This is a genomic window from Flavobacteriales bacterium, from assembly GCA_025210295.1.
Lineage (GTDB): Bacteria > Bacteroidota > Bacteroidia > Flavobacteriales_D > Parvicellaceae > S010-51.
On the sequence record JAOASC010000015.1, the window covers coordinates 92,631 to 116,639 of the forward strand.

The window sequence follows — 24,009 nt, forward strand, 5'->3', positions numbered from 1 at the left end:
CTCGTATAAAATAATGACAGCTAAATCTAAAATTGACTTTATCGTAAACTGGTTAAACAACTATGCAAACAAAGCTAATATTAAAGGGTTTGTTATTGGTGTTTCTGGCGGAATTGACTCAGCAGTAACCTCTACACTTTGCGCTTTAACTGGAAAAAAAATTATTGTTTTAAACATGCCCATTCTTCAACCTCCATCTCAATTTGACAGGAGTAACGAACACATAGCATGGCTAAAGTCAAACTTTAACTCCATTACATCTTATACTACTGATTTAACAACTACTTTTGAACAAATCAGCAAAGACTTACCTCACACTATTCAAGACCACTTAACAATGGCTAATGTCAGAGCTCGATTAAGAATGACCACACTCTATGCTTATGCAGGCCATCATGGATATCTTGTAGCTGGAACTGGCAATAAAATTGAAGATTTTGGAGTTGGTTTCTTCACAAAATATGGTGATGGAGGTGTCGATTTGTCTCCTATTGCTGACTTAACCAAGACTGAAGTCTATGAGCTTGCAAAAGAACTCAAAATCATTGATAGCATACAAAAAGCTAAACCTACTGATGGTCTATGGGATGATGACAGGAGCGATGAAGATCAAATTGGCGCTACATACCCAGAATTAGAATGGGCAATGGAATATATTGACAACAATAAAACAACTGAACTTTCTGAAAGGGAGCAAGAAGTACTGTCAATATACACTAAATTAAATAAAGCGAATCAGCATAAAATGCAGCCAATACCTGTGTGTATATTACCCAAAAACTAAGTTTTATTGCGTTTTTTCTTACGTAACAACTTTTTCTTGGCCTTGAGTTTTTTTCGTTGTGCTCTTTTTCGTTTCCTCGCAGCTTTCTTCCCCCTTTCAGTTACAGGAGGACGAGGTTTAGGTATTATTTTACCAGCTTCTATTTCTTTCAACACCCTATCTAATACTACGTCTTCTATTTCAGGCGAATAATATTTTTTTAATGTTGTATTATTTAATTTTAAAACAGCTTCCCATGACTTTGCTTTAACTTTACCTCGGTATTTCTCTACAATTTCATAAGCAGTCATACCTGTTTCTTTATGTAAGATCTTCATTAAAAAATGTCCCCTAGTTATTGTCATCTGACTGATTTCATAACCAAACTCTTTTTTCAATTCTTTATAAGCTTTTTTTATATATTTTTTCTTTTGCTTCTTTGAATCAATCAACTTTAGGGTATCCTCTACCTCATTAAACATATCGGCAGCCAATACGGAATACACATAGATTTCTTTAACAAAATATTTCGTTCGACTATATTTTCTTAGATAAGCTGAATCATCAGCAACAACATCTACGCCCTCTAAAAAATACGAAAGGGAATCATCCTGAATCTGCGCAAAAGTAAATTGCACTCCCAACAAAAGAATAATATTTAAACTATACCACTTCTTCATCTTACAACACTATCCATCGTTTTTTTAAGTTTATAAAACAAAACATATACCAATTATTGTTCAAATATACCTTTGGCTAAATAATTGTAATACGATATAAAAATAAACTTATTTTTGTTCTTTATATTTGATTCTGTATGAATAAATTATTACTAATAACATTTACGCTCTTTACATACACTTTGGTAACAAGTCAAGTAGATGCCGTACTTACCGTTAAACGTTTCAACTCCCCAACTCAACCCTACATCGAGAACTACATCAAAATCTATGCTAATAGTATAGCCTTTAGAAAAGAACCTTTTGACGGAGTACAATACAACATACAGATCACTCAATTAATCAGGCAAGACACCAATATTATTGATTATAAAAAGTACACCCTCAAAAACTTAGACAGTTCCAAAAACATTATTTTAGATGATTTGATTGACCAACAACGATTTTACGTTCTCAACAATCAAACATACACCATAGAGGTTATAATAGAAGACTTATTAACCTCTGCGATGATCCCTCTAACAATTGAAAAGGATATCAAAATTGACTTTCCAGAAACCCAAATTTCTATTGCCGACATTGAACTTATTGAAAGTTATGCCAAAGCTGGCTCAGAAAATATTCTGACAAAATCTGGATACAATATCTTACCCATGGTAGAGGACTTTTTTGGAAATGATTTTGATAAAATAGCTTATTACACGGAGATATACAACACCTTAACCCAGCTTGACAGCAATGGAAAGTACATTGTCACTCAGTTTATCGAAAATTATGACAACAAAAGAATTGTAGGTGACTTTAATAAGATCAAAAGGTATACATCTACTACTATACAACCTATATTAAAAATCTGGGACATTGAGAGTTTACCAACAGGAAACTACCATCTCGTTGTTCAAGTCCGTGACAAAAACAATACTGTATTAGCAGAAAAAAAACAACGTTTTCAAAGGTTAAACCTAAGGGAGAGTGTACAAATAAAAGACCTTAACAAACAAGAATACATTAACACATTTGTCGATAACATTCCCAAAGACTCTTTGAATGATTATATAAAATGTCTATCTCCTATTGCAAGTGAACTTGAGCGAAATACGATTAATAATCAACTTGAAGAGTTAAGTGAAAACATGAAAAGAGAGTTTATTTTTCAATTTTGGAAAAATAAAAATGCTGAAAATCCTTTAAGAGAATGGGTGATGTATCAAAAAAGAGTGAGATATGTTCAAAAACAATTTAGCACTAGAAACAATCTTGGCTATGAAACCGACAGAGGAAGAATATACCTACAATATGGAATGCCCAACAGTATCAACGACAAGCCTAATTCGAACTACTCCTATCCATACCAAGTATGGCACTACTATAGAGCTGGTAAATTCAATAATAAAACCTGCATCTTTTATTCTCCCAACATGATTGGTAATGAATACATTCTATTACACAGCGATATTCCTGGTGAAAATAAAGATATCAATTGGCAACGTACATTAAAAAAACGTTCTTCTGGAATAGATAATGAAGAGCTAAAACATCAAAGTTGGGAACAGTATTAACCTCAATCAGCCCCCTTTTACTTCAAAAGATCAATTCTTTCAAAGGATCTATCATCTTGATGAGCATTTCTTAAATGATATGTTTATCTTTGGAAGATCCACTAGAAATAGATTTCGATGCAAAAAAATAGCAAAATATATGTTGCAGGCCACAGAGGGATGGTTGGGTCAGCTTTGGTAAGAATATTAAAAGAAAACGGATATACTAATATTATCTGTAAAACGTCTAGTGAATTAGATCTGAGAAATCAAAAAGCTGTCAATGATTTTTTTGAATTAGAACAACCTGAGTATGTTTTTTTAGCCGCTGCTAAAGTAGGGGGAATTCATGCAAACAATTGTTACAGAGCCGAGTTTTTATATGATAATCTAATGATAGAAACTAACATTATCCACAGTGCTTATCTGAATAATGTTACTCGTTTACTATTTTTAGGCTCTTCTTGTATCTACCCCAAAATGGCTCCACAACCTTTGAAAGAAGCGTACCTACTTACTGGAACATTAGAGCCTACCAACGAGCCTTATGCTATCGCAAAAATCGCTGGAATTAAACTTTGCGAAACTTATAAAAGTCAATATGGTTGTGACTTCTTTTCTGCAATGCCTACTAACCTTTATGGACCTAATGACAATTATGACTTAGAAAACTCCCATGTATTACCTGCTTTAATACGTAAATTTCACACTGCAAAAATTAACAATGAAGAAAGTGTCGAAATATGGGGAACGGGTGCTCCAAAAAGAGAGTTTCTACATGTAGATGACCTTGCAAAAGCATGTTTATTTTTAATGCTTCACCCAAGCCCTCCATCTTTATCAAACATTGGTTGTGGTGAAGATATCAGCATTAAAGATTTAGCCTTGACCGTGAAAAAGGTTACCGGTTTTGAAGGTTCTTTAACTTTTGACACTTCTAAGCCAGACGGCACGCCTAGAAAACTATTAGACATGTCTATATTACACCAACTAGGGTGGAAACACGAAATAAACTTAGAAGAGGGTATTCAAAATGTTTACCAAGACGTTCTTGACAAAAATATATTTTAACCCAATTGAACAACGTCACAAACATATTAGTTAAAATCAAAAAGATCCTGCTTCTTTTTGGGGGAATATTTTCTACTGTTTTTTCTTTTTCCCAACACCAAAATCTACCGATAAACTTTGGGCTATCTCAACAACTTGAATACAATAAAACAACCCATACTAAGGAAAAGCAAAGGTTATTTCATTCGGCAACCAAACCCTATATTACCACCTTTACACCATTAGCGTATTCTCAAAAAATATACAACGACACGGGAAAATACTATTATGCTTTTACTGAAAAACTATTTCAGAAAAATCTTTTATCTGTAGCGGAAGATGACCTAAAATTGGTTGCTGATCCTTTATTTAACTTCTCCTATGGTAAAACCACTGCAAATGATTCTCTTTATAAAATATCTAACAATACCAGAGGTATTAGAGTAGCAGGAGACATTACTAAGAAGTTTTCATTTGAGACTCAAGTTTATGAGACTCAAGTCTTTTATCCCCATTACATAGACAGTATTGCTAACATCAAAGGAACTGCTTTAGGTATTGGTCGATCAAAAAAGTTTAAAGAAACAGGACATGATGTTGCCATGTCAACTGGTTATGCTAGTTACTCTCCCAACCAAGATATTAATATACAATTTGGACAAGGCAAACACTTTATTGGAAATGGGTATCGCTCTTTGTTACTATCAGACAATGCAAGTCCTGCTCCTTATTTAGGGATAACGTTACAGTTTCTGAAAGACAAATTCCAATATAGAAGCATTAATAGTTGGATGCAAAGTTTAACGAGGTTGCCTGCTACAAATTCAGCAGAAGCCCTATTCAAAAGAAAAGGAGCTTCTTTTAAGTATCTATCCTTTATTCCCTCCTCTAATCTTCAAGTAGGGCTATTTGAGGGAGTGATCTACCAGAACTACATCGACTCTATTGGACATGTTGCTCTTCCCTCTTTGTTTTACATACCTGTTATTGGACTTAATTCTTCAATTAATGGACTTTCAAACCCACATAACTCTATCGTTGGAATTAATATTAATTACCAAATCAAAAATAGCTTCTCTATTTATGGGCAACTGATGATGGATGATGTCAAAAAAAATGGAATACAAATAGGAGCTAAATGGTTTAATTGTTTTAATAGTCTTAATAGCTGGGTTCAGGTCGAATATAACTCTGCTTCAGCAAACGCTTATTCAACTATCAATGCACAAATACTTCAATCATATACACATACCAACCAAGAATTAGCGCATCCATTGGGTGCCAATTTTAATGAATTCTTAGTTATGGGACATTTTGAAAAAGATCGGTTATTAGCTACAGGAAAATTTGTTTATTATCATCAAAAAAGCTTTTCTTCTCAAGGATTATCTTCTAGTCCATTAATAGCTACGGATTTAAACTCTAATCAATCTATACTTTACAACAAAAATGTCTCTTTTTCTGCAATAGAAGTGAGTTATTTATTAAATAGAAAAACAAACATGCAACTATTTGGCAGTTATAACTATAGGAACGAACATTACAGCTCTTCAGATTTTCAAATCAACACTAATAATTTTGAATCTTTTTGGATGCTTGGTTTTAGGACTACTCTACTTAATTTCTATCACGATATATAAGAGAGATAACAAAAACTATTACAAACTTCAATTAAAAAGACTTATTTTTGTTAATTGATTTAATTATAATTACATGGCAGGAGAACACATTTTGTGGCTTGGTTTTTTAACCGCTTTTTTTGTTGTTTTATTAGCAACTCCCTCGTTGATTAAAGTTGCGAAATTGAAACACTTAGTAGATGAGCCAAGTGAAGAACGAAAATTGCACACTCGTAGTGTCCCTACTATTGGTGGAATAACCATATTTGGAGCTATTGTTTTCTCCTATTCTTTATGGTTTCCTGATGAGTTCTCATACATAGAAAATGCTTTAATTAATTTTAAAACCATTGTTGCTTCATTGATACTACTTTTCTTTGTTGGCGTTAAAGATGATATTATTGGAACTGCCCCAATGAAAAAATTAGCGGCCCATTTTATCGTAGGGTTTATCATTGTTATTATGGCTAACATAAGAATAGAGAGTATGCATAATATTTTTGGTATTAACGAACTCGATTTATGGCAAAGCTACATTATTTCCATCTTTACCTATATCGTAATTGTGAATGCCTACAACTTAATTGATGGATTAGACGGACTAGCTGGTGGAATTGGATTTATATCCTCAGTTTCATTTGGGTTACTATTTGCTTTTTCAGACAATATACCTTTGGCATTACTTAGCTTTGTTTTATCTGGAGCGCTATTAGGCTTTTTAATCTTTAATTTTTCTCCCGCCAGAATTTTCATGGGAGATTCTGGCTCGCTAACTATTGGAGCCATTATTAGTGTATTGGTTTTTAACGCTATTAATATCCCACACTCAAAGTTACCCGAACTCATTCAAGATGTTAACCTCCCTATTCTTGTAATTAGTATTTTAGTATATCCTTTAGCAGATACCATAAGAGCTTTTACGTTAAGAGCTTTTAAAGGAACCTCTCCCTTTACTGCGGACAAAAATCATATCCACCATAAATTTATTGGTATTGGATTTAACCATGCAAAGACTGTAATTACTTTATACATCTATAACTTAGTCATTATTGCTTTTGCTGTTTTTATTAGGATTCCAAACGCTACGTTAAATTTATTTATACTTATTGGAATAGCCTTGTCTATTTCTATTATACCATCTATTATAGGAAAAATAAGTAAAAAATGAAGCTTACGATTTTCATAGCACTTCTGACATCGATCTTTTATAATCATATAAGAGGGCAACAAGAAATCCTGCCAATATACAATGGTTTAAACAATAGGTATACTGCTCAAATCAATGAGATAGAAAATTTTCACACAGCAATCCAACCTTACAACTTTAACCAAATACAAACTACCTATAGTGACAGCAATTCTACTAACAATAAACTTGATTTATTGAAAAAAAAATATAGAACTAACGCCTCTAAGTATTTTATATCACCAATAGGTGTTGGTAATTTTGGACTAAATAGCTCCAATGGCAACATCAATTACAACACTGCTATTGGAGCACTTTTTCAATATAGTTTTTCTTCCAAATTTGCTACTGAAATCAATTACAAATATTGGGTATCCGAACAACCCAATTATATTGACACCTCGATTTTTTCTAGCAAGATTCTCCCATCAGTTGGTAGATATGGATTAATCCCGTCCCAAACCAATGGTATACATGATTTACAAGGGCATTTATCTTATACTCCTAATCGTTTTTTTAGTTTTTTATTAGGTAAGGGGAACCATTTTTGGGGAGATGGATATCGCTCTTTTTTATTATCTGACAATGCCAGTTCCTACCCTTTTTTTAGAATTGAAAGTACTTTTTGGAAAGTCAAGTACACAAATCTATATGCTTGGCACACGGACATCTCTAGCGGTTCAAGCCAACAAAAGTTTTCCGCATCCCATCACTTAAGCTGGAACATTATTGAGGGACTTAACTTTGGATTATTTGAGACCGTTATATGGGCCGGACAAGATACTTTAATTAATAGAGGCTTTGACATCAATTATATTAATCCCGTAATTTTTTACAGACCTGTTGAATACGCCCAAGGATCTAATGACAACTCTATATTAGGAATCAACTTAAAAGGACGAATAAAAGGTCGACACCTATTATATGGACAACTATTGCTGGATGAGTTTTTACTGGCTGAAATTAGAAGTGATCAAAACTGGTGGGGAAATAAATATGCCATCCAATTGGGGTACAAAAACTATAAATTGTTTAACAACCCCAATCTTTCTTTTTTAATTGAACGAAACATCGCTCGCCCTTTTACCTACTCTCATATTACCTCTACTTTAAATTATGGACATTTAAACCAATCGCTAGCCCATCCTTTAGGCGCTAACTTTAAAGAAACTGTAGAAATGCTTTCATATAAACACAAAAAATGGACCTTTAGTCAACAAGCGAATTTTATCAGTTATGGCGCCGACTCTTCGAATGTTAACCATGGCGGGAATATCTTTTTAAGTTACAAAACTAGAAATGGGGAATATGGTCATAAATTATTACAAGGAGATAAACATCGAATATTTTTTAATAAGATAACAGCCAACTATCGTTTAATTGACGCCATTAATCTTAATGCTTTTGCTTCCGTAACTATCAGAAGTGAAAACACCCCATACCAGAATCAAACAGACTTTTTTATTAACCTGGGGCTAAAAACTCAATTATGGAATAGCTATACAGACTATTAAGTACTAATCACAAAATCATCATCAATTAAAGGTAATCCTTGGTATCTTAAAAACAGTTGGATAGTAGCAATCACATCTTTTTCACAGTAAATAATTATCCTATCCAAATCTTTCTCTTCATAAAAAACATGAGCAACTTGACTCCCATCAATATCATCTTTAGGTGTTGGGATATTAAAGACATAAGTTAGTAACTCTAGCGAAGTATAGTGTTTATAGTCACCAAACTTCCATAACTCCATTGTATCTAGATGCTTGACCTCCCATGGCTTTTTACCTCCCGTATTTAATATATTAGGCAACTTCAACCCATTAATCAGTATTCTTCTTGCTAAAAATGGATAATCAAACTCTTTTCCATTGTGCGCACACAACAAATATTCGTACGAATTAAATTTTGAATTAATTAGATCGATAAACTCCTGTAATAATTGGTGTTCATTTTCATGTGCAAAAGATTTTAAACGAATTTGCTGCTCTCCCCCTTTTTGAACAATTAATCCTATTGAAATACATGCTACCTTAGCAAATTCAGAATAAATCCCAGCCCTTTCATAAATTTCCTCTGCTGTCTTCTCTTCACGTTCCTGCAAAAATCTTGTTTTTTTATCCCAGAGTTCTTGACCTCTTTCATCTAACTCTTGATAATCGTATACAACGGGTACTGTTTCGATATCAATAAAAATAATTTTGGATAAATCTTGAATTGGGAGCATTGCGTTCGGTTTAAAATTCCATTCCAAGATAACAAATTATTATTGACTGCTTAGTTCCTCGGCTAATTTTATTGCTTGATCATGGTAGAAATCATTTCTCTTAATAATTTTCTGAAGCACAATATATGCCTCTTTATTCCTCTTTAAATCGAACAAAGCTAAGGCAGAGTACCACTCTCCCTCTTGTCGAAAAGTATCATATTGATGTTCGTTAACCACTTTTAAATGCTCTAAAGCTTTTTCCGATTGATTGATATTATAGTAACACAATGCTGAGTAAAAGTGAGCATTTAAATCAGAAGGATGTTGTTTTAAAATCTCTTTATATCCTTTTAGTGCCTTTTTAAATTTATTTTTCCTAAAATAAAACTGGATATCCTCTAAATAAGAAGAATAAGCTACTTTTTTCACTACTAATTCATGAGATGGCTCATCAATAGCACTTGAACCATTCTCTCTATTTGCGGGGGTTCCAGTCAATACAAAAACATTTTTTTGAATTGTATACCCTGATTTTATTTTAGAATAATTGACATTAATTAGCCCATTCAACGAAATTAACGGCACTGACTCTGTGGAGACTTCTTCATTTTTTTTAACCTCTATTGCTTTCAATTCTGGACCGTCAACTTTTTCTAATGTAACGATTTTCGCAACAGTATCCATTTCAACAGCTATTAAATTCTTTTTATTTTGCTGTTCCTCTGTTACTTTATGATAATCAACTTGAGCGTTGCTTTCCTTTAGTTCAGACACTTCTATAGCACTATCTGATAATTCTAAAATTGGAGTTGGAGTTGGAGCTTTAATATTTGGGGACTCTTCTAACTTTGGTTGGGGTAAATCAGTAACACTATTCAATACGATTAACCCTTCTTTTTTAGTTGGGTACAATTGATAAACAGCAATGCTAATACCAGTTAGTAAGCTTAATAAAACACCCCATTTAAAAACTAAACTATTGGAAAAAACTTGAGGTTGTTTATTCGCTAACTTATGAAGACTGGTAAAAGCTTTTGGGTTTTGCTTATAACCATCTAATGCATCGCGATAAAAAGAATTCTCATTTAATTCACGTTCAACTATCACTCGATCTTCTTTGGAAAGGTTTCCATCCAAATAATCCTTAAACAATTGTTTATTGAACAATATTTGATTTTCTTTTTTCATTGCTCTTCCCTTATTAATGTTTGGTAATCATTTTTCAATAATAGCCCTAATTTTCTTTTTCCATTCTGAATATAGCTTTTTACTTTCTTCAGTTCAAATCCAGTCAATGCAGTTACTTCTGCATAGCTATTTTTTTGTAAATAAAATAGTTGTATACAAATACGTTGCTCTTCTTTCAACTCTTCTATTTTTTGTTCTAACAGTTGGTACATTGTTTCTTCATTTTGCTTCTGAAAAGCAATGCCCTCTTCGCTTTTTAAGACCTCTTCAAATACTGAATAATCTACTGTATAGTAACTTTTTTTCCGAAGTTGCTGCAAACAATAATTTTTAGTCACCATATACAACCATCCATTAAAATTAGAAAGTTGAGCAGTTTTTAAATCCTCCATGAGTTTTTCAAAAATAAGTATAACAGCATCTTCACTATTCTCCACAGATTTTAAGTACTTTAAGCATACACCGAAGACGATATGATAATACCTTTCATATAGCACTCCGATGTATTTATTGTTATACTTTTTTTGATACTCAATCACAAGCTGCTCATCAGATAATTTCTCGATATGTTTTTTCCTTAAAAACAATAGGTTTTATTGATTTTGTTGTTGTTTAGCTTTATGTGCATTATATAAATCGAAATAGCTTACAGTTTCAACGATAATAACTCCTCCTGTAACATCTCCATACTGAGCTGGCACACCTCCTGTATACACCGACATATTCCCGATAGCTCTACCTGGTATTCCTGCTAGGCTGGTTGATTTAACGCCATCGATATAATACCCTACATCTCCTGTTCTTGCTCCCCTAATATTTACTCCTCCCTCGCTATCTACAGTAACACCAGGTACTGTTACACTAATTAACTCCACAGGACTTCTCATCAACGGACTTTGCTGAATTTGTTTCATCCCTATACTTTGAATAGAAGGGTTTCCTATATCGATAATTGGGGTAGTCCAAGTTTCGATAACAACTTCTGGAAATAATGTACTATTTTTCAGGTAACAATCTTTTATAAAGCTTATTTTCTCTGGTCTTACCTCTACTCCTGCTATTTCTGCGTTGGTCATTCCCACAAAAGAAATTGTAACATTGTATACTCCTGGCTTAAGCGGTTTTAGCTTAAACTTTCCATCAAAATCGGTTGTTGCTCCAACTAATTGCTCTCCAACTTTTACGTAAACATTGGCGAAAGCTAACGGGTCACCAGTCTCTTCTTCAAAGACTTTCCCATGTATTTCTCCAGTATTGTTTTGTGCCTGTATACCTACTGCTAACAGTAGTAGTACTCCTAATAATATTTTTTGAATTGTTTTCATATCTATATTTTTTAAATGATTTTTCTTCTTTATTAAACGACGTTCATTTATATAGATACCATTACATTCAATATTCCATAAAAAAAATTATGTTTTTCTTAATTTTGTTCGATTATCAGCTAAGAAGCCTTTATAAGTTAGCGAAACTTCTATTCCTCCTCTCGATCTTGTTGCTGTTTTAAACTTAGAAACATTAGTATCATAACTCAACCCCAGTCTAAAATTTCTGTAATCAATTCCTGCTACAACAATTAATGCATCATTAACACGGTAATAAGCTCCAAAATCAATATAAGATTCATCTGCATAAGTTGTATGTGAAGATGATTCTTTCATAACACTTCTATACAAAGCTCCTAATAATACTTCATTGTGCTTACCTTGTTTTACATACATTAACTTAGGAACGATTCTTCTCATAGAAAGCGAATTCCCTATAGGCGTTTCATAAGTTGCATGCACAACGAGTTTAGAAGGTAATCGATCTCCTGAAAACAAAGTATAATTCGGTTTATTCACATGAAAGTAAGCTATACCACCAGTAAAGATTTCATCATCTTTAATTCGACTTTCTACAAGCACTCCTCCTGATAAATCGATGTATGCTTTAGCTGAATTGGCAAAACTCTCTCGTGTTGGCAATGTCGAATTATACTCATGATTCACAAACTGATTATCCCATGATAATTCATCAACCATAACACTATTTTGAGCATAGCCTCCTTGTAACCCCAAAGACATTTTTGTATCTCGACCGACTTCTTGGATTGCAGACAATGATAGGTTAAATTGGTTTTGTGTCCATTTGGAAGTTCCAGCTCTGTCTTGAGCAAAACTCAGTCCTACACCAATATCACTCAAGCCTTTTTTAAATGGTCTTTGCTTTAAGAGATTCATATCATAAGCAACAGAAAATGTAGTATAAGGCAAACCAATACTTCCCCATTGATTTTTATAGTTATTAGCTATTCTAAAATCTTTTTGTAAAACACCTGCATAAGCTGGATTTAAGGCAGTAACATTCACATCAAATTGAGAAAAGTGTATGTCTTGCCCATAACTATAACCTCCAATAACTATTAAACAAATTATATAATAATATCTTTTCATATCTCTTTTTTATCGCATTAACGAAACATCTCCTTTAAACTTTTTCCCCTCTCCATTTATTGCAGTTTGTAAATACCACATATAAACACCTTCGTTTGCTGGTTTACCATTTATTGTCCCATCCCATCCTATCGACTCATCATTAGATTCAAACACTTTTTTCCCCCATCTGTCATATACAGAAAAGTAGATTCCATTTAGATACCCCCTTACATACAAGACATCATTTTCTCCATCTCCATTAGGCGAAAATGCAGTAGGGACAAAAACATTCTCAATAGGAACTATAATTACTTGTCGATAAGCTGTACTCGAGCAACCATTGGCATTATACACTGTTAATTCCACTAAATAACTCCCTGTATCGGCATAGGTATGCAATGGATCAAAATTAACACTATCCAAAGCGCCATCATCAAAATTCCACATCCAGATTACAGCATCAGTACTTGTGTTAACGAAAGTTATTTCTGAAGCTGTTACAGGAGTATTATCTGGTGTTAGACTAAAATCAGCAATTGGATAATCGAAAGTGGTAATTAATCCTGGCGACTCAACGGTATCTTTACATCCTACAGTATTCGTTACAATTAAATTCACATCATAAGTCCCGGCATTTTCATAACAATAGCCTTCATACTTATTACTTCCCTCTCCATAACCATTTTCAAAACTCCAATTCCAACTAGAAATTCCAGTACTATCTTCCGACTGGCTAGCAAAATTAACGCATATAGGAGCACACCCACCCGTAGTGTCTTGTGTAAAAATAGCAATGGGCTGATGTTTTACTTTTATAGTATCTGTGTTTAAATTGACACACCCCATATCTGAAACCACTTCAAGTGTTACTACATAATCTCCATGCAAACCATAATTGAAAACAGGACTCTCTTGAGTTGAAGTTGTTCCACCTACATCTCCAAAATTCCATTGGTACGTAATATTTGATCCACTTGAAATAACAGATGTATTCGTAAATACCGTTGGTGGCTCATTCACACATACTTCTGATGCTACAAAACTTACTTGGGGTAAAGGATGAATCGTTACACTCTGTTGCAGATTACTTGAACAATTCTCATTTGAGATTGCTGTCAAAGTGACATCATAAGTCCCCGGAGCTTGGTAAGTATAAGTAGGATTTTGACTATTAGACGGATTAGATAGATCCCCAAAGTCCCAGACATAATTAGTAATTGCCCCAGGAAGGTTGATAATGCTATTATCTGTAAAAGTCACTGCATCTTCTAAACATTCATCCTGCATTGAGAAAGCTACTTGTGGCATAGGATAAATAGTTACACTTCCTACTGCTGTGTCTTTACAGTTTTCATTAGTTGTTACAATTAATTCTATAGGGTAAGTTCCTTCTGAAAAATATCCATGCGTTTCGTTCTGGTTTGTCCCATAATTTAAATCACCAAAATCCCATTCCCATCCTATAATCGTCCCTGAATTGATTGTCGACTGATCTGTAAATTCAGCAGCTACATCTTGACACACATTAGCTGTAGAAAAATTAGCGATAGGAGCTTCAAAAGCTTCAACTATTCTAGACACTGTATCTAAACACCCATTGGCTGTCGCTACGATTTCAGAGACGGTATAACTTCCTGCCATTGTATAAGTATGATAGGGATTTGCAATTGTAGACTGAATTGGAGGTGTTGTGGTCTCACCAAAATTCCATCCGTATGAAACAATAGCATCTCCAACAACATTCGATGCATCAACAAATGATAAAGAATCATACCAGCACTCAGAAGTATAGGTAAAATTAGCAGTTGGTTTTGGAAAAATTTGAACAGGCATTGTTGTATCTTTAGTACAACCTAAAGCACTTGTAATGGTTAATCTTGTAGTATAAGAGCCAGCTGTAAAGGTATGATTTGGGTGTTGAGTTGTGTAATCAACAACACCATCATCTTCTATATCCCAACTCCAAGCATTTATAATTTCAGGAGCTGATATTGTACTAAGATCATTATAATTCACCTCTAAATATTCACAACTATCTACCAAACTAAAATTAGCCACAGGAATCTCTCCCACTACAACATTAATGGTATCCTCAGTACTACATAAAGGAGCAAAAAAGATATCATCTATAGCAAAATCAGCCCCTGAGCAAATCATCGTTAACTCTCTAACACAAATATCAACTGAGGTATTAGTTCCTGAATTCCAAATTTGATTGAGTTCCTGCCAATCACAAGGTGTTGTTGATGTTTGTATTGTCCCTCCTATTTGAGTTCCATTAACAAAAAAGCCAATATTTGCTGTTGATGGCGTTGCATTAGCATTCGTAGCCCAAGCAGAAAATATATAATCGGTATTGGGAGAAACATCTATCGTTTGGCACCATAAATCAGATCCTCCTGCAACTCCATTTGTTCCACATGCTGCATCAACCAACATTAAATTACCAGTTCCTGTTGTATGATCATTACAATTAGCCCCCCAAAGTGTAGCTGTTGTAACAAAGGAATATCCACCTTGCTGCATTCCTGTAGGAAAATAATTATACTGACTTGTAAAGCCAACATTTCCAGCTTCAAAGTCTCCATTCTCCACAAGATTTTCTCCTACATTAGAAACTTTTACAACATATACACCTGTAGTATCAGCCAAAAAAGTTTGACCAGCATCTCCATTATGCCATTCATAGTAATCATATCCTGCACCTGCATCAAGTGTCAGTGTAGCTCCATCACAGAGCGTTGTATCATTCCCTAAATTAACTTCATTAACAGCTGTTATCGTTATTGTATCATAAATACTATCAATAAAACACGGATAATGAGCCACAGATAACACGGTATAATCACCTGGTACTGCATACTGTATCGTAGGCTCCCATGCTGTTGAATTTGGAGTTGATGGTAAAGGAGTTCCTGTTTGCTCCCAAAACCAATCAACATTCAACATACCTGTAGTATCGGATAACTTAAAGTTTGTTGTTTCATTATAACACAAATAAGAGGATTTTATCCTTACTGGTTCAGCGACAAAAAATGCTGGAAAAGCTGGTAGCCCCAATATAGAATACATATTTGTACCACTAAAAGTATTTACTCCAGCAATAGAAATTCCATTATCATCATAGTTTGCTCCAACTCCTAAGATATTAGGATTATTAATTACTCCCAACCTGGTTTGACTCTGTAGCGCAGCATATATTTTCCCATTTGGAGCTAATTGCAACCCACACATTCGATAACCTACTGTATTTGCTGTGGTTCCTACAATTGTTTGTGAAGCAACAAATGCAGCTTGATTAGGAGCTAATAAATCATACTGATAAATATTAGGATTATTTAATCCCGTAAAATAAACAACATTGTTATTAGGTGAAAATTCAGAGCTGTAAGAATTCCCCCCTAAGGTTTGTGTAAACTTAGTGGTTAAAACTCCAGTAGCATTATTAAAATCAAAGACCTCCAAATTAGGAGCTGATCCATTGGCCACACTTACCAATTTACTATTGGGTGAGACTTTAATAGAACCCGTTGCATTTACCCCAGTAGATACTGAAGCACTAATCACCGGTGTTAAATCAACTCCAGTAGGTTTAACATGATATGCTCTCATATTCGTATTTCCTACCTCTTTCCCAATTATCCAATAATCGCAACCGTTAGCATGTTTAGCTACATTTGCCCCCTCTATAGTTGTAGTTCCAAACAAATGAATATTTTTATTGGCCGCCACAACATCTCCCATACCTCCATTTAGGGTCATATCTACTTCTGTATATCGAACTCCAGCATTAACCCCACCAGCTGAGGTTCCATTACTTACTTCTATGGTAACAATATAATACCCATCATATCGTTTAGTCGTATAATTATATGTTGCAGGTTTAGGGCAAATAACTGCTGACTGTGTTGAACTTGGATTACCAAAAAGACCTGTTCCATTTGGCATCAAATTATGATTCTCATCCCATACATTTCTTCCATCGGTATAAAATACTAAACGGCCATCTTTTCCACTAACAGCAGCACTCCCCTCTGATGTAGTTAACCTCCCATTATTTAATACTGTTGGAGGTGTAGTAGAAAAACTTAACCCCGCATAACTACCAAAATACCAATTATTCCCCTCACTTTGAGTATACGCATACTGAACCAGCACGACCAATAAGAATAACACACACTTTTTCACCATATATTCTAGACGTTTATGACCCCTTTATAGTTGCCACTACCAAAATTAAGATTAAAAATGAGACAAAACAAACGTTTTAAGAACACCTTTGTAAAATTGCCATTTAGTTAGCTTCTGTTCTTTGATTGCTCCATGATCCCAATACTTAACATTTACTATATTGTTTCCCATATAACAAATATCTTTTAACACAATATAGTGCCATGGATTTCTAAACCACTTTCCTTTACTCTCCCAACTTATTGTACGGTATAACAAAATTATTTGTTGCTTTTGTTTTAAGAGCATTCGAATTTGTTTGACATTCCACCCTAAAAACATAGAATTTACAACGTTAAGCTTCAGCATATTCTGCAGTAAATTCAAAATCTCAGATGGCCAAGTCATTCCCTCCATCGTACCCTTTTCGAATCCTAAGCTTGTATTTTCCTTGAATCGTATTGCTCCAATTAACACCAAACTAACCCCATTAAATCCTTTAGTAGGTTTAACATAACGAGCCCAAAATTCAACTCGATCTTTTTCCTGAATTTTATACGCATTGATTTCTCCTACGCCTTCACAATATAAGTGTATCGCGAATTTAACTAATTGAAGTAATTCAGACTGAGCAACCACATGAATTACTGCAGCAACTCCACAAGTATTTTTAGATTGAAACAAAAGTTCGCCCTGTGAAAGAATAAACTTTTTTAAACTCTTAATAAACTCCTCTTTGTGAACATGTGTAAAAATAGTTTTTGAAGAGGTTTTATTTTCAAACTCATCACATAAGATTAATGCTTTTTCTATAATATCTTCGTTTATTAGATTCAATTTTACACTCCTTACTTAAATTAATATATTCTCGTATATTTGTGAGAGCTTCAACTACTACACATGAAAACAATCATTTAAGTAAAATGTTTAGTTCCATGTGAAAGATAAAAGTACAACAAAAAAGAACACATGAAATATACTAATTCGTTAGCTTTTGCCAAAGAACTTGACGCAAAAGACCCTCTAAAAGACTATAGAAAGGCATTTATTTTTCCCTCTTTCACCGATAAACCAGTTGTTTACTTCACTGGAAACTCTCTTGGTTTACAGCCTAAATCTGTTAAAGCCGCTATTAATACCGAATTAGATGATTGGGGAAAATGGGGAGTAGAAGGGCATTTTGAAGCACAAAACCCTTGGGTATCCTATCATGAACTCTTGACAGAAAAAACAGCTCGTTTAGTTGGAGCTCTACCAAAGGAAGTTGTTGTTACTCATAGTTTAACAACTAACTTACATTTACTCATGATTTCTTTTTATCAACCCCAAGGGAAAAGGAATAAAATAATTTGTGAGAAAAAAGCTTTTCCTAGTGATCAATATGCTATACAATCTCAAGCAAAGTTACATGGTTTTCAACCAGAAGAGGTCATTATTGAGGTAGGGCCAAGAGCTGGTGAACATCTCATTCGTGAAGAAGACATCCTTGCTAAAATAAAGGAAACTGGTGATGAACTTGCCATGATTATGATTGGAGGGGTAAACTATTATAGTGGTCAGGTTTTCGATATGAAAGCCATAACAGAAGCAGGACATAAAGTAGGGGCAAAAGTTGGTTTTGATCTTGCTCATGCAGCAGGAAACATCAAATTAGAGTTAAATAACTGGGGGGTTGATTTTGCTACTTGGTGTTCGTATAAATATTTAAATTCTAGCCCAGGTGGCGTTAGCGGTCTATACATTAACGAAAAACATGTAGACGACGAAAACCTCCTACGCTTAGCAGGATGGTGGGGACACAACAAAGAACAACGTTTCTTAATGGCCGATGAATTTCAACCAATACCAACAGCTGAATCTTGGCAATTAAGCAATGCCCCAGTCATAGCTATGGCAATTCACAATGCCTCACTTTCTATTTTTGATGAAGTTGGTATGGATGCATTAATAGAAAAAAGAGACCAACTTACTGGTTATCTAGAGTTTATTATCAATGACATTTCAAGTAGATACGAAAATGTAAACTTTGAAATAATAACACCTAGAGCCCCCTTAAAAAGAGGAGCTCAGCTTTCTATTCTAGCTCATGGTAAGGGTAAAGAATTATTCAACTTTATAGCTAAAGAGGGAGTTGTCGCTGACTGGAGAGAACCCAATGTTATTCGAATTGCACCAGCCCCACTTTACAACAATTATGAAGACGTCTATCGATTTGGAAAAATTCTTGAAGAGGCGCTTAGATGATTAGATGATTAGATGATTAGATGATTAGATGATTAGATGATTAGATGATTAGATGATTAGATGATTAGATGATTAGATGATTAAAGTTTAAAAATAAAATGGAAATAACCAATACACATATCACACAATTAACTTTACAAGCATTCGTAATACTGATATTGGGATTGGTTTTGTGGCGTTTAATGGTTGCTTATTCAAAAAAATCATCTAAACCTAAAGGAAGCACTTATTTTGACACAAAATATAGAGATAAATGGAAAAGGAAGTAATAATAGTCGGAGCTGGACTTGTAGGATCATTATGGGCAGTTTACTTGACTAACGCAGGGTATAAAGTTCGTATTTATGAAAGTCGTTCTGACATCAGAAAAGCTGAAATTAAAGCTGGAAAATCAATTAATTTAGCATTATCTGATAGAGGATGGAATGCTCTAGAACACGCTGGTATTTCGGGGGAGATACAACCAATAGCCATTCCCATGTCTGGAAGAATCATGCATAGCCTAAAAGGTGACTTAACCTATCAGCCTTACGGAAAAGAAAACCAAGCTATTTATTCAGTTTCTAGAGGTGACTTAAATAAAAAAATGGTTGAAATTGCCACTCAAAAAGGCGCTGAAATTTATTACAATGAAAAGTGTATTGACTTAGACTCCCATAAAGGGACGATCACTTTCGAAAACACACAAACTAAAGAGCTACAAACGATACATTCTAAATTAATTTTTGGTGCTGATGGAGCTTTTTCAAAAGTAAGGTATGCTGGTTTACAAAAGTTACCTCGATTTAACTATAGCCAAAAATACATTGAAGATGGTTACAAGGAACTGTTACTACCAGCCAATGAAGACGGCAGTTATAAATTAGACAAAAATGCTCTACATATCTGGCCTAGAGGTCGTTTTATGCTAATTGCTCTACCTAATGATGATGGCTCTTTCACGTGCACGTTGTTTATGCCTTATGAAGGAGATAAAAATGCTTTCGAGTCATTAGATACTGATGAAAAAGTAATTGAGTTCTTTAAAACAACTTTTCCCGACTTTTACGAAATTATGCCTAATCTATTAGAGGATTGGCATCAGCACCCACTTTCAGGTTTAGCAATTATTCGATGCTTCCCATGGACCAACCATACAACGGCTTTAATTGGTGATGCAGCCCATGCTACCGTTCCTTTCTATGGACAAGGTATGAATTCAGGCTTTGAGGATTGTTACGTATTAAACACTTTAATGGAAGAACATAACCATAATTGGGATACCATATTTAAAAGCTATGAAAAATTAAGAAAACCTGATGGAGATGCGATTCAAGATTTATCGCTACATAATTACTACGTTATGCGTGACTATGTAGCTGATCCTAAATTCTTACTGCAAAAGAAAATTGAAGCTCATATTTTTGAAAAACATCCAGAAAAATGGATGCCACTCTACAGCCAAGTAACTTTTAGTCATATCCGCTACTCTAAAGCATGGAAAGTTGGTATGCAGCAAGAGGCAATCATGAAAGAAATTATTGAACTTCCAGAGATTGAAGAAAAATGGAATAGCAAAGAAATAGAACAAATCATTTTAGAAAAATTAGATAACATATCTGAATAATGAACAAAGCTCAAATATTCATATTACTCCTTACCTTTTTTACAACTTTCTCTGGGAATGCTCAAGATATTTTTGGGAGACGTAAAAAAGACCTTATTGAATACCGTTCCTATCGTATGGGAGGATGGTTATTTGCTCCTGGACTTACCTACACACCATCTTGGGTACCAAAAGATGATAAAAGGGACATTAATCCAAATGGACGATTAGCTGTTTATGGAGAAATAGGACGTTTCCAAATTTTCTATGAAGGAGGAAACTTCTTTAACTACCTTGATTATAGCCTAGCTTATAAAAGATTGAGCGGTTCCGAAAAGTACAATGATTTAAAATCTGTTTTTAAACAAAATTTTGTTTTAGGAAACTTTAATTTAAATAACATTATTCAATTAAGTGACTACACCTTTATTCAAAATAGTTTAGGTGTAAACTTAGATTATAAGTTTTCCGAAAAATATGATAACGTAAATGGTTCTGGTAACGAAAACACCAATAATCTTTTATTTTCCCTACACTACAAAATAGGCTACGGAATTAAAGCCAAAAACAACTTGTTTATCATCCCAAGTATTGAGGTTCCGATTTTAAATGGATTAGAATGGGAAAATGGAAAATCCACTTATGGCATATTTAGCAGTAGGTATAAGCCTGTTATTTTTTCTGTTCGCTTTGCATTCCTAAGAAAACGAGGAAGAGACGCTTGCCCTGACAATGGATTAAGCCCTGAAGACAAAAAGAAACAAGAAATGCACATGATGGGGCAATGATAACTAATAATTAGATAATGAGCGAATTAGATGATGAGATGATGAGATGATGAGATGATGAGCGAATGGAATAATTATCGGCATAGAGAATGCAGCAGTTTTTTGATTTTTTATTAAAAGCATTCCTAATCTTTTTTATTTTTTCGTCGTTTGCATGTACCAATGTAAAGCACAGAAAGATTCATCATACGAGATTTAACGCTTCCGATTTTGACAGCAAAAATTTCCTCTATGACACAATCAGAATTAGTGTTTTTAAAAAAGGTTATGACGGATCCATCAATATTTACGATGATACCGAATACAACAGCTTAGAACACAAACTTCATTTTATTAAAGAAGATGGCCCTCCACATCATCTCTTATTAAACAACTTCGAAAACAGTATAGATACATTATATTATAAATCAAATTCCAACTATTACATCATCTACAGTTTTGATTCAATAAATGCTACGCTTAATAGAACATCGTATTACAAAGAAAAAATCATTAGTAAAGGAACATACAACATCGATAGTTCTTTCTTTTATACCGAAAGAATTTACAATAACATTAACGGAGCCTGGCTTGATTCTCTGCACTTAATGAAAGCTGTAAAAGCAACTAGACACGGTGAATGGTTTTATTTTGATTCTTCGGGCAATATTGAAACAACTAAGAAATACTATTTTGGTAAAATTTTAAAATAGTTAAGAGCTTTATTCAACAAAACTAATTATCTCATTCGCTCATCACCTATCCCCAATATCTTAACGGCATTGTGTTTGTATCTATTTAAAAGAATTATCGCCTAAAACAAATTTTAGTTTAGTTTTAGCTTTCTAAAAAATAGTGAAACATGCACAAATTACTCATCATAATTTTTAACCTATTTATACTGGGCTTAGCTTTTGGGCAAGTCCCTTATGACTCGACCAATTTTAGAGCACCTTTAAACATTCCTTTAGTTCTTGCAGGGAATTTTGCTGAATTGCGTTCTAACCATTTTCATACTGGTCTAGACATTAAGACCAACCATAAAGAGGGGTATCGAATTTATGCCATTGACTCTGGCTATATCTCTAGAATAAATATTTCACACTGGGGGTACGGAAAAGCTATTTATGTTACCCATCCAAATGGCTATACTTCTGTTTACGCGCACTTAAGAAATTTCCCCAAAAAAGTAGAGAAATTTCTACGTAAAAAACAATTTGAGCAAGAAACAGAGACGCTAGACATACAATTAACTCCAAACGATCTTCCAGTAAAAAAAGGAGAAGTCATTGCCTATTCTGGAAACACAGGAAGTTCTTCAGCACCCCATTTACATTTTGAAATTAGAGAAACCGCATCTGAGTTTCCTGTCAACCCGTTATTATTCAACTTTGATATTCAAGACAATGTTAAGCCCGATATTTTTAACATTAAAATCTATCCAATAAATGGCTCTATTAACAATCGGTTTTCCGAAAAAGTATATTCAACTACAGGCAGCAACGGCAAATACACTCTTAAAGAAAATCCTACAATCACCTTAAATGGTGCTATTGGTTTTGGTGTTCATACTATTGATAGACTAAATGCAGCACGTAACAAATGTGGAATTTACACTATAGAATTAGAATTAGATGGTCAAAAAGTATATCAGCAAACAATGGAAAAATTAGATTTCTCCACCAACAGATATATCAATGCCCATAAAGACTATTATGAGTATCACAAAAGAAGAAGAAGTTTTCATAAATCTTTTAAAACAGCAAACAATGACTTAGAAATTTATTCTAATTTAAATAACAATGGAATTCTCCGTTTTACTAAAGACACTACTCATCAATTAAAATATATCATCAAAGACACATACGGCAACACATCAACTTTGGAATTTAAAGTAAAATCAACCAGTCAATCAATCCCACGACCAACCACTAAAGAAAATGCCACTGCAACCCAAGCTTTTTCTATGGAAAAAGATGGTTTTATTGCTAAACTAGAAGATAAAACACTTTATGAAAACACTCAAATCAGCTACAGCACTGATAAAACCTTATATTCTTCTGCTCCTCTACACAAATTTGGAAATAGTGAAATTCCTCTCCAAAAATATTTTGTCATGAAAATTAAAACGCAAGGAATTTCTAAAGACAAAGAAGAGAAAGCTGTTGTTGTAAAAATTAGCGACGACAAAAGAAAAGCTTTTGCTAAGGGAGGAACATTCAAAGATGGATGGGTTGAAACGAAAGTAAGAGACTTTGGGAATTACACTGTAAAAGTTGATAGCACAGCTCCAGTTGTAACACCTGTAAACATTAGTAAAAACAAAGTTATCACCACACAAAATAACATTCAATTTAAAATCAGCGATAACTTAAGTGGTATCAAATCCTACAAAATATACATTGACAAGAATTTTAAGCTGGCTAATTATATTCCTAAACGAGGGACACTTACACTTCACTTTAATGAATACAATAAATTATCAAAAGGAGCTCATAACCTCAGAATCATTGTGGTAGACGAAAGAGGCAATAAAACGGTAAAAGATTATCCTTTTAAAAAGCAATAACAGTCTTTATCCTTTTAGACT

The 24,009-nt window shown here is 33.9% G+C and carries 19 protein-coding genes; 11 read left to right on the forward strand and 8 right to left on the reverse strand.

Annotated features, from left to right (window positions below; all coding sequences use genetic code 11):
* Positions 1-13 precede the first annotated feature (13 nt).
* On the forward strand, positions 14-784 hold the full coding sequence (nadE, locus tag N4A35_02280) for an NAD(+) synthase (GenBank protein MCT4580217.1): 771 nt from the start codon (positions 14-16) through the stop codon (positions 782-784).
* Here the strand turns inward: nadE and N4A35_02285 are convergent.
* Entirely contained in the window at positions 781-1,443 is a 663-nt protein-coding gene (locus tag N4A35_02285; protein MCT4580218.1) for a DUF4294 domain-containing protein, read from the reverse strand. The two genes, nadE and N4A35_02285, sit on opposite strands and share 4 nt — an antisense overlap.
* Positions 1,444-1,580: 137 nt before the next feature.
* On the opposite strand from N4A35_02285, the gene N4A35_02290 reads away from it, so the two are divergent.
* The 5 genes from N4A35_02290 to N4A35_02310 all read left to right on the forward strand — a co-directional run bounded on the left by N4A35_02290 (position 1,581) and on the right by N4A35_02310 (position 8,350).
* Positions 1,581-3,002 (forward strand): GWxTD domain-containing protein, encoded by a 1,422-nt coding sequence (locus tag N4A35_02290; protein MCT4580219.1) that lies wholly within the window; start codon positions 1,581-1,583, stop codon positions 3,000-3,002.
* A gap of 117 nt (positions 3,003-3,119) precedes the next feature.
* Positions 3,120-4,052 carry a GDP-L-fucose synthase gene (locus N4A35_02295; GenBank protein ID MCT4580220.1) on the forward strand — a complete coding sequence of 311 codons (933 nt, stop codon included), beginning with the start codon at positions 3,120-3,122 and terminating at the stop codon, positions 4,050-4,052.
* Between the two features lie 5 nt (positions 4,053-4,057).
* Positions 4,058-5,671 carry a hypothetical protein gene (locus N4A35_02300; GenBank protein MCT4580221.1) on the forward strand — a complete coding sequence of 538 codons (1,614 nt, stop codon included), beginning with the start codon at positions 4,058-4,060 and terminating at the stop codon, positions 5,669-5,671.
* Between the two features lie 73 nt (positions 5,672-5,744).
* A complete protein-coding gene (locus N4A35_02305; protein ID MCT4580222.1) occupies positions 5,745-6,818 on the forward strand; it encodes an undecaprenyl/decaprenyl-phosphate alpha-N-acetylglucosaminyl 1-phosphate transferase in 1,074 nt (357 codons plus the stop codon).
* Positions 6,815-8,350 carry a hypothetical protein gene (locus N4A35_02310; protein ID MCT4580223.1) on the forward strand — a complete coding sequence of 512 codons (1,536 nt, stop codon included), beginning with the start codon at positions 6,815-6,817 and terminating at the stop codon, positions 8,348-8,350. The genes N4A35_02305 and N4A35_02310 overlap by 4 nt, the downstream gene beginning before the upstream one ends.
* Here the strand turns inward: N4A35_02310 and N4A35_02315 are convergent.
* The 7 genes from N4A35_02315 to N4A35_02345 all read right to left on the reverse strand — a co-directional run bounded on the left by N4A35_02315 (position 8,347) and on the right by N4A35_02345 (position 17,660).
* On the reverse strand, positions 8,347-9,066 hold the full coding sequence (locus tag N4A35_02315) for a 3'-5' exonuclease (GenBank protein ID MCT4580224.1): 720 nt from the start codon (positions 9,064-9,066) through the stop codon (positions 8,347-8,349). The two genes, N4A35_02310 and N4A35_02315, sit on opposite strands and share 4 nt — an antisense overlap.
* Before the next feature lie 39 nt (positions 9,067-9,105).
* Positions 9,106-10,236: a CDC27 family protein gene (locus tag N4A35_02320; GenBank protein ID MCT4580225.1), complete on the reverse strand. Its 1,131-nt coding sequence runs from the start codon at positions 10,234-10,236 to the stop codon at positions 9,106-9,108.
* On the reverse strand, positions 10,233-10,823 hold the full coding sequence (locus N4A35_02325; GenBank protein MCT4580226.1) for a sigma-70 family RNA polymerase sigma factor: 591 nt from the start codon (positions 10,821-10,823) through the stop codon (positions 10,233-10,235). Before N4A35_02325 ends, N4A35_02320 begins: the two co-directional genes overlap by 4 nt.
* Positions 10,824-10,829: 6 nt before the next feature.
* Positions 10,830-11,561, reverse strand: a complete 732-nt coding sequence (locus N4A35_02330) for a TonB-dependent receptor (protein ID MCT4580227.1) — start codon at positions 11,559-11,561, stop codon at positions 10,830-10,832.
* An 87-nt stretch (positions 11,562-11,648) separates the two neighbouring features.
* Positions 11,649-12,671 (reverse strand): PorP/SprF family type IX secretion system membrane protein, encoded by a 1,023-nt coding sequence (locus tag N4A35_02335; GenBank protein ID MCT4580228.1) that lies wholly within the window; start codon positions 12,669-12,671, stop codon positions 11,649-11,651.
* 9 nt (positions 12,672-12,680) lie between these two features.
* The gene (locus N4A35_02340; GenBank protein ID MCT4580229.1) at positions 12,681-16,844 is read right to left on the reverse strand and encodes a PKD domain-containing protein; all 4,164 of its coding nucleotides are present in this window, start codon (positions 16,842-16,844) and stop codon (positions 12,681-12,683) included.
* 51 nt (positions 16,845-16,895) lie between these two features.
* Complete coding sequence (locus tag N4A35_02345) at positions 16,896-17,660, reverse strand: hypothetical protein (GenBank protein MCT4580230.1); 765 nt, start codon at positions 17,658-17,660, stop codon at positions 16,896-16,898.
* A 132-nt stretch (positions 17,661-17,792) separates the two neighbouring features.
* Between N4A35_02345 and kynU the strand changes: the two genes are divergently transcribed.
* The 5 genes from kynU to N4A35_02370 all read left to right on the forward strand — a co-directional run bounded on the left by kynU (position 17,793) and on the right by N4A35_02370 (position 23,988).
* Complete coding sequence (gene kynU, locus N4A35_02350) at positions 17,793-19,067, forward strand: kynureninase (GenBank protein ID MCT4580231.1); 1,275 nt, start codon at positions 17,793-17,795, stop codon at positions 19,065-19,067.
* A gap of 253 nt (positions 19,068-19,320) precedes the next feature.
* Entirely contained in the window at positions 19,321-20,673 is a 1,353-nt protein-coding gene (locus N4A35_02355) for an FAD-dependent monooxygenase (protein MCT4580232.1), read from the forward strand.
* Entirely contained in the window at positions 20,673-21,440 is a 768-nt protein-coding gene (locus N4A35_02360) for a hypothetical protein (protein MCT4580233.1), read from the forward strand. Before N4A35_02355 ends, N4A35_02360 begins: the two co-directional genes overlap by 1 nt.
* Positions 21,441-21,529: 89 nt before the next feature.
* Positions 21,530-22,132, forward strand: coding sequence for a hypothetical protein (locus tag N4A35_02365; GenBank protein ID MCT4580234.1), 603 nt, complete (start codon positions 21,530-21,532; stop codon positions 22,130-22,132).
* 149 nt (positions 22,133-22,281) lie between these two features.
* Positions 22,282-23,988: a M23 family metallopeptidase gene (locus N4A35_02370; GenBank protein MCT4580235.1), complete on the forward strand. Its 1,707-nt coding sequence runs from the start codon at positions 22,282-22,284 to the stop codon at positions 23,986-23,988.
* Positions 23,989-24,009: the final 21 nt, after the last annotated feature.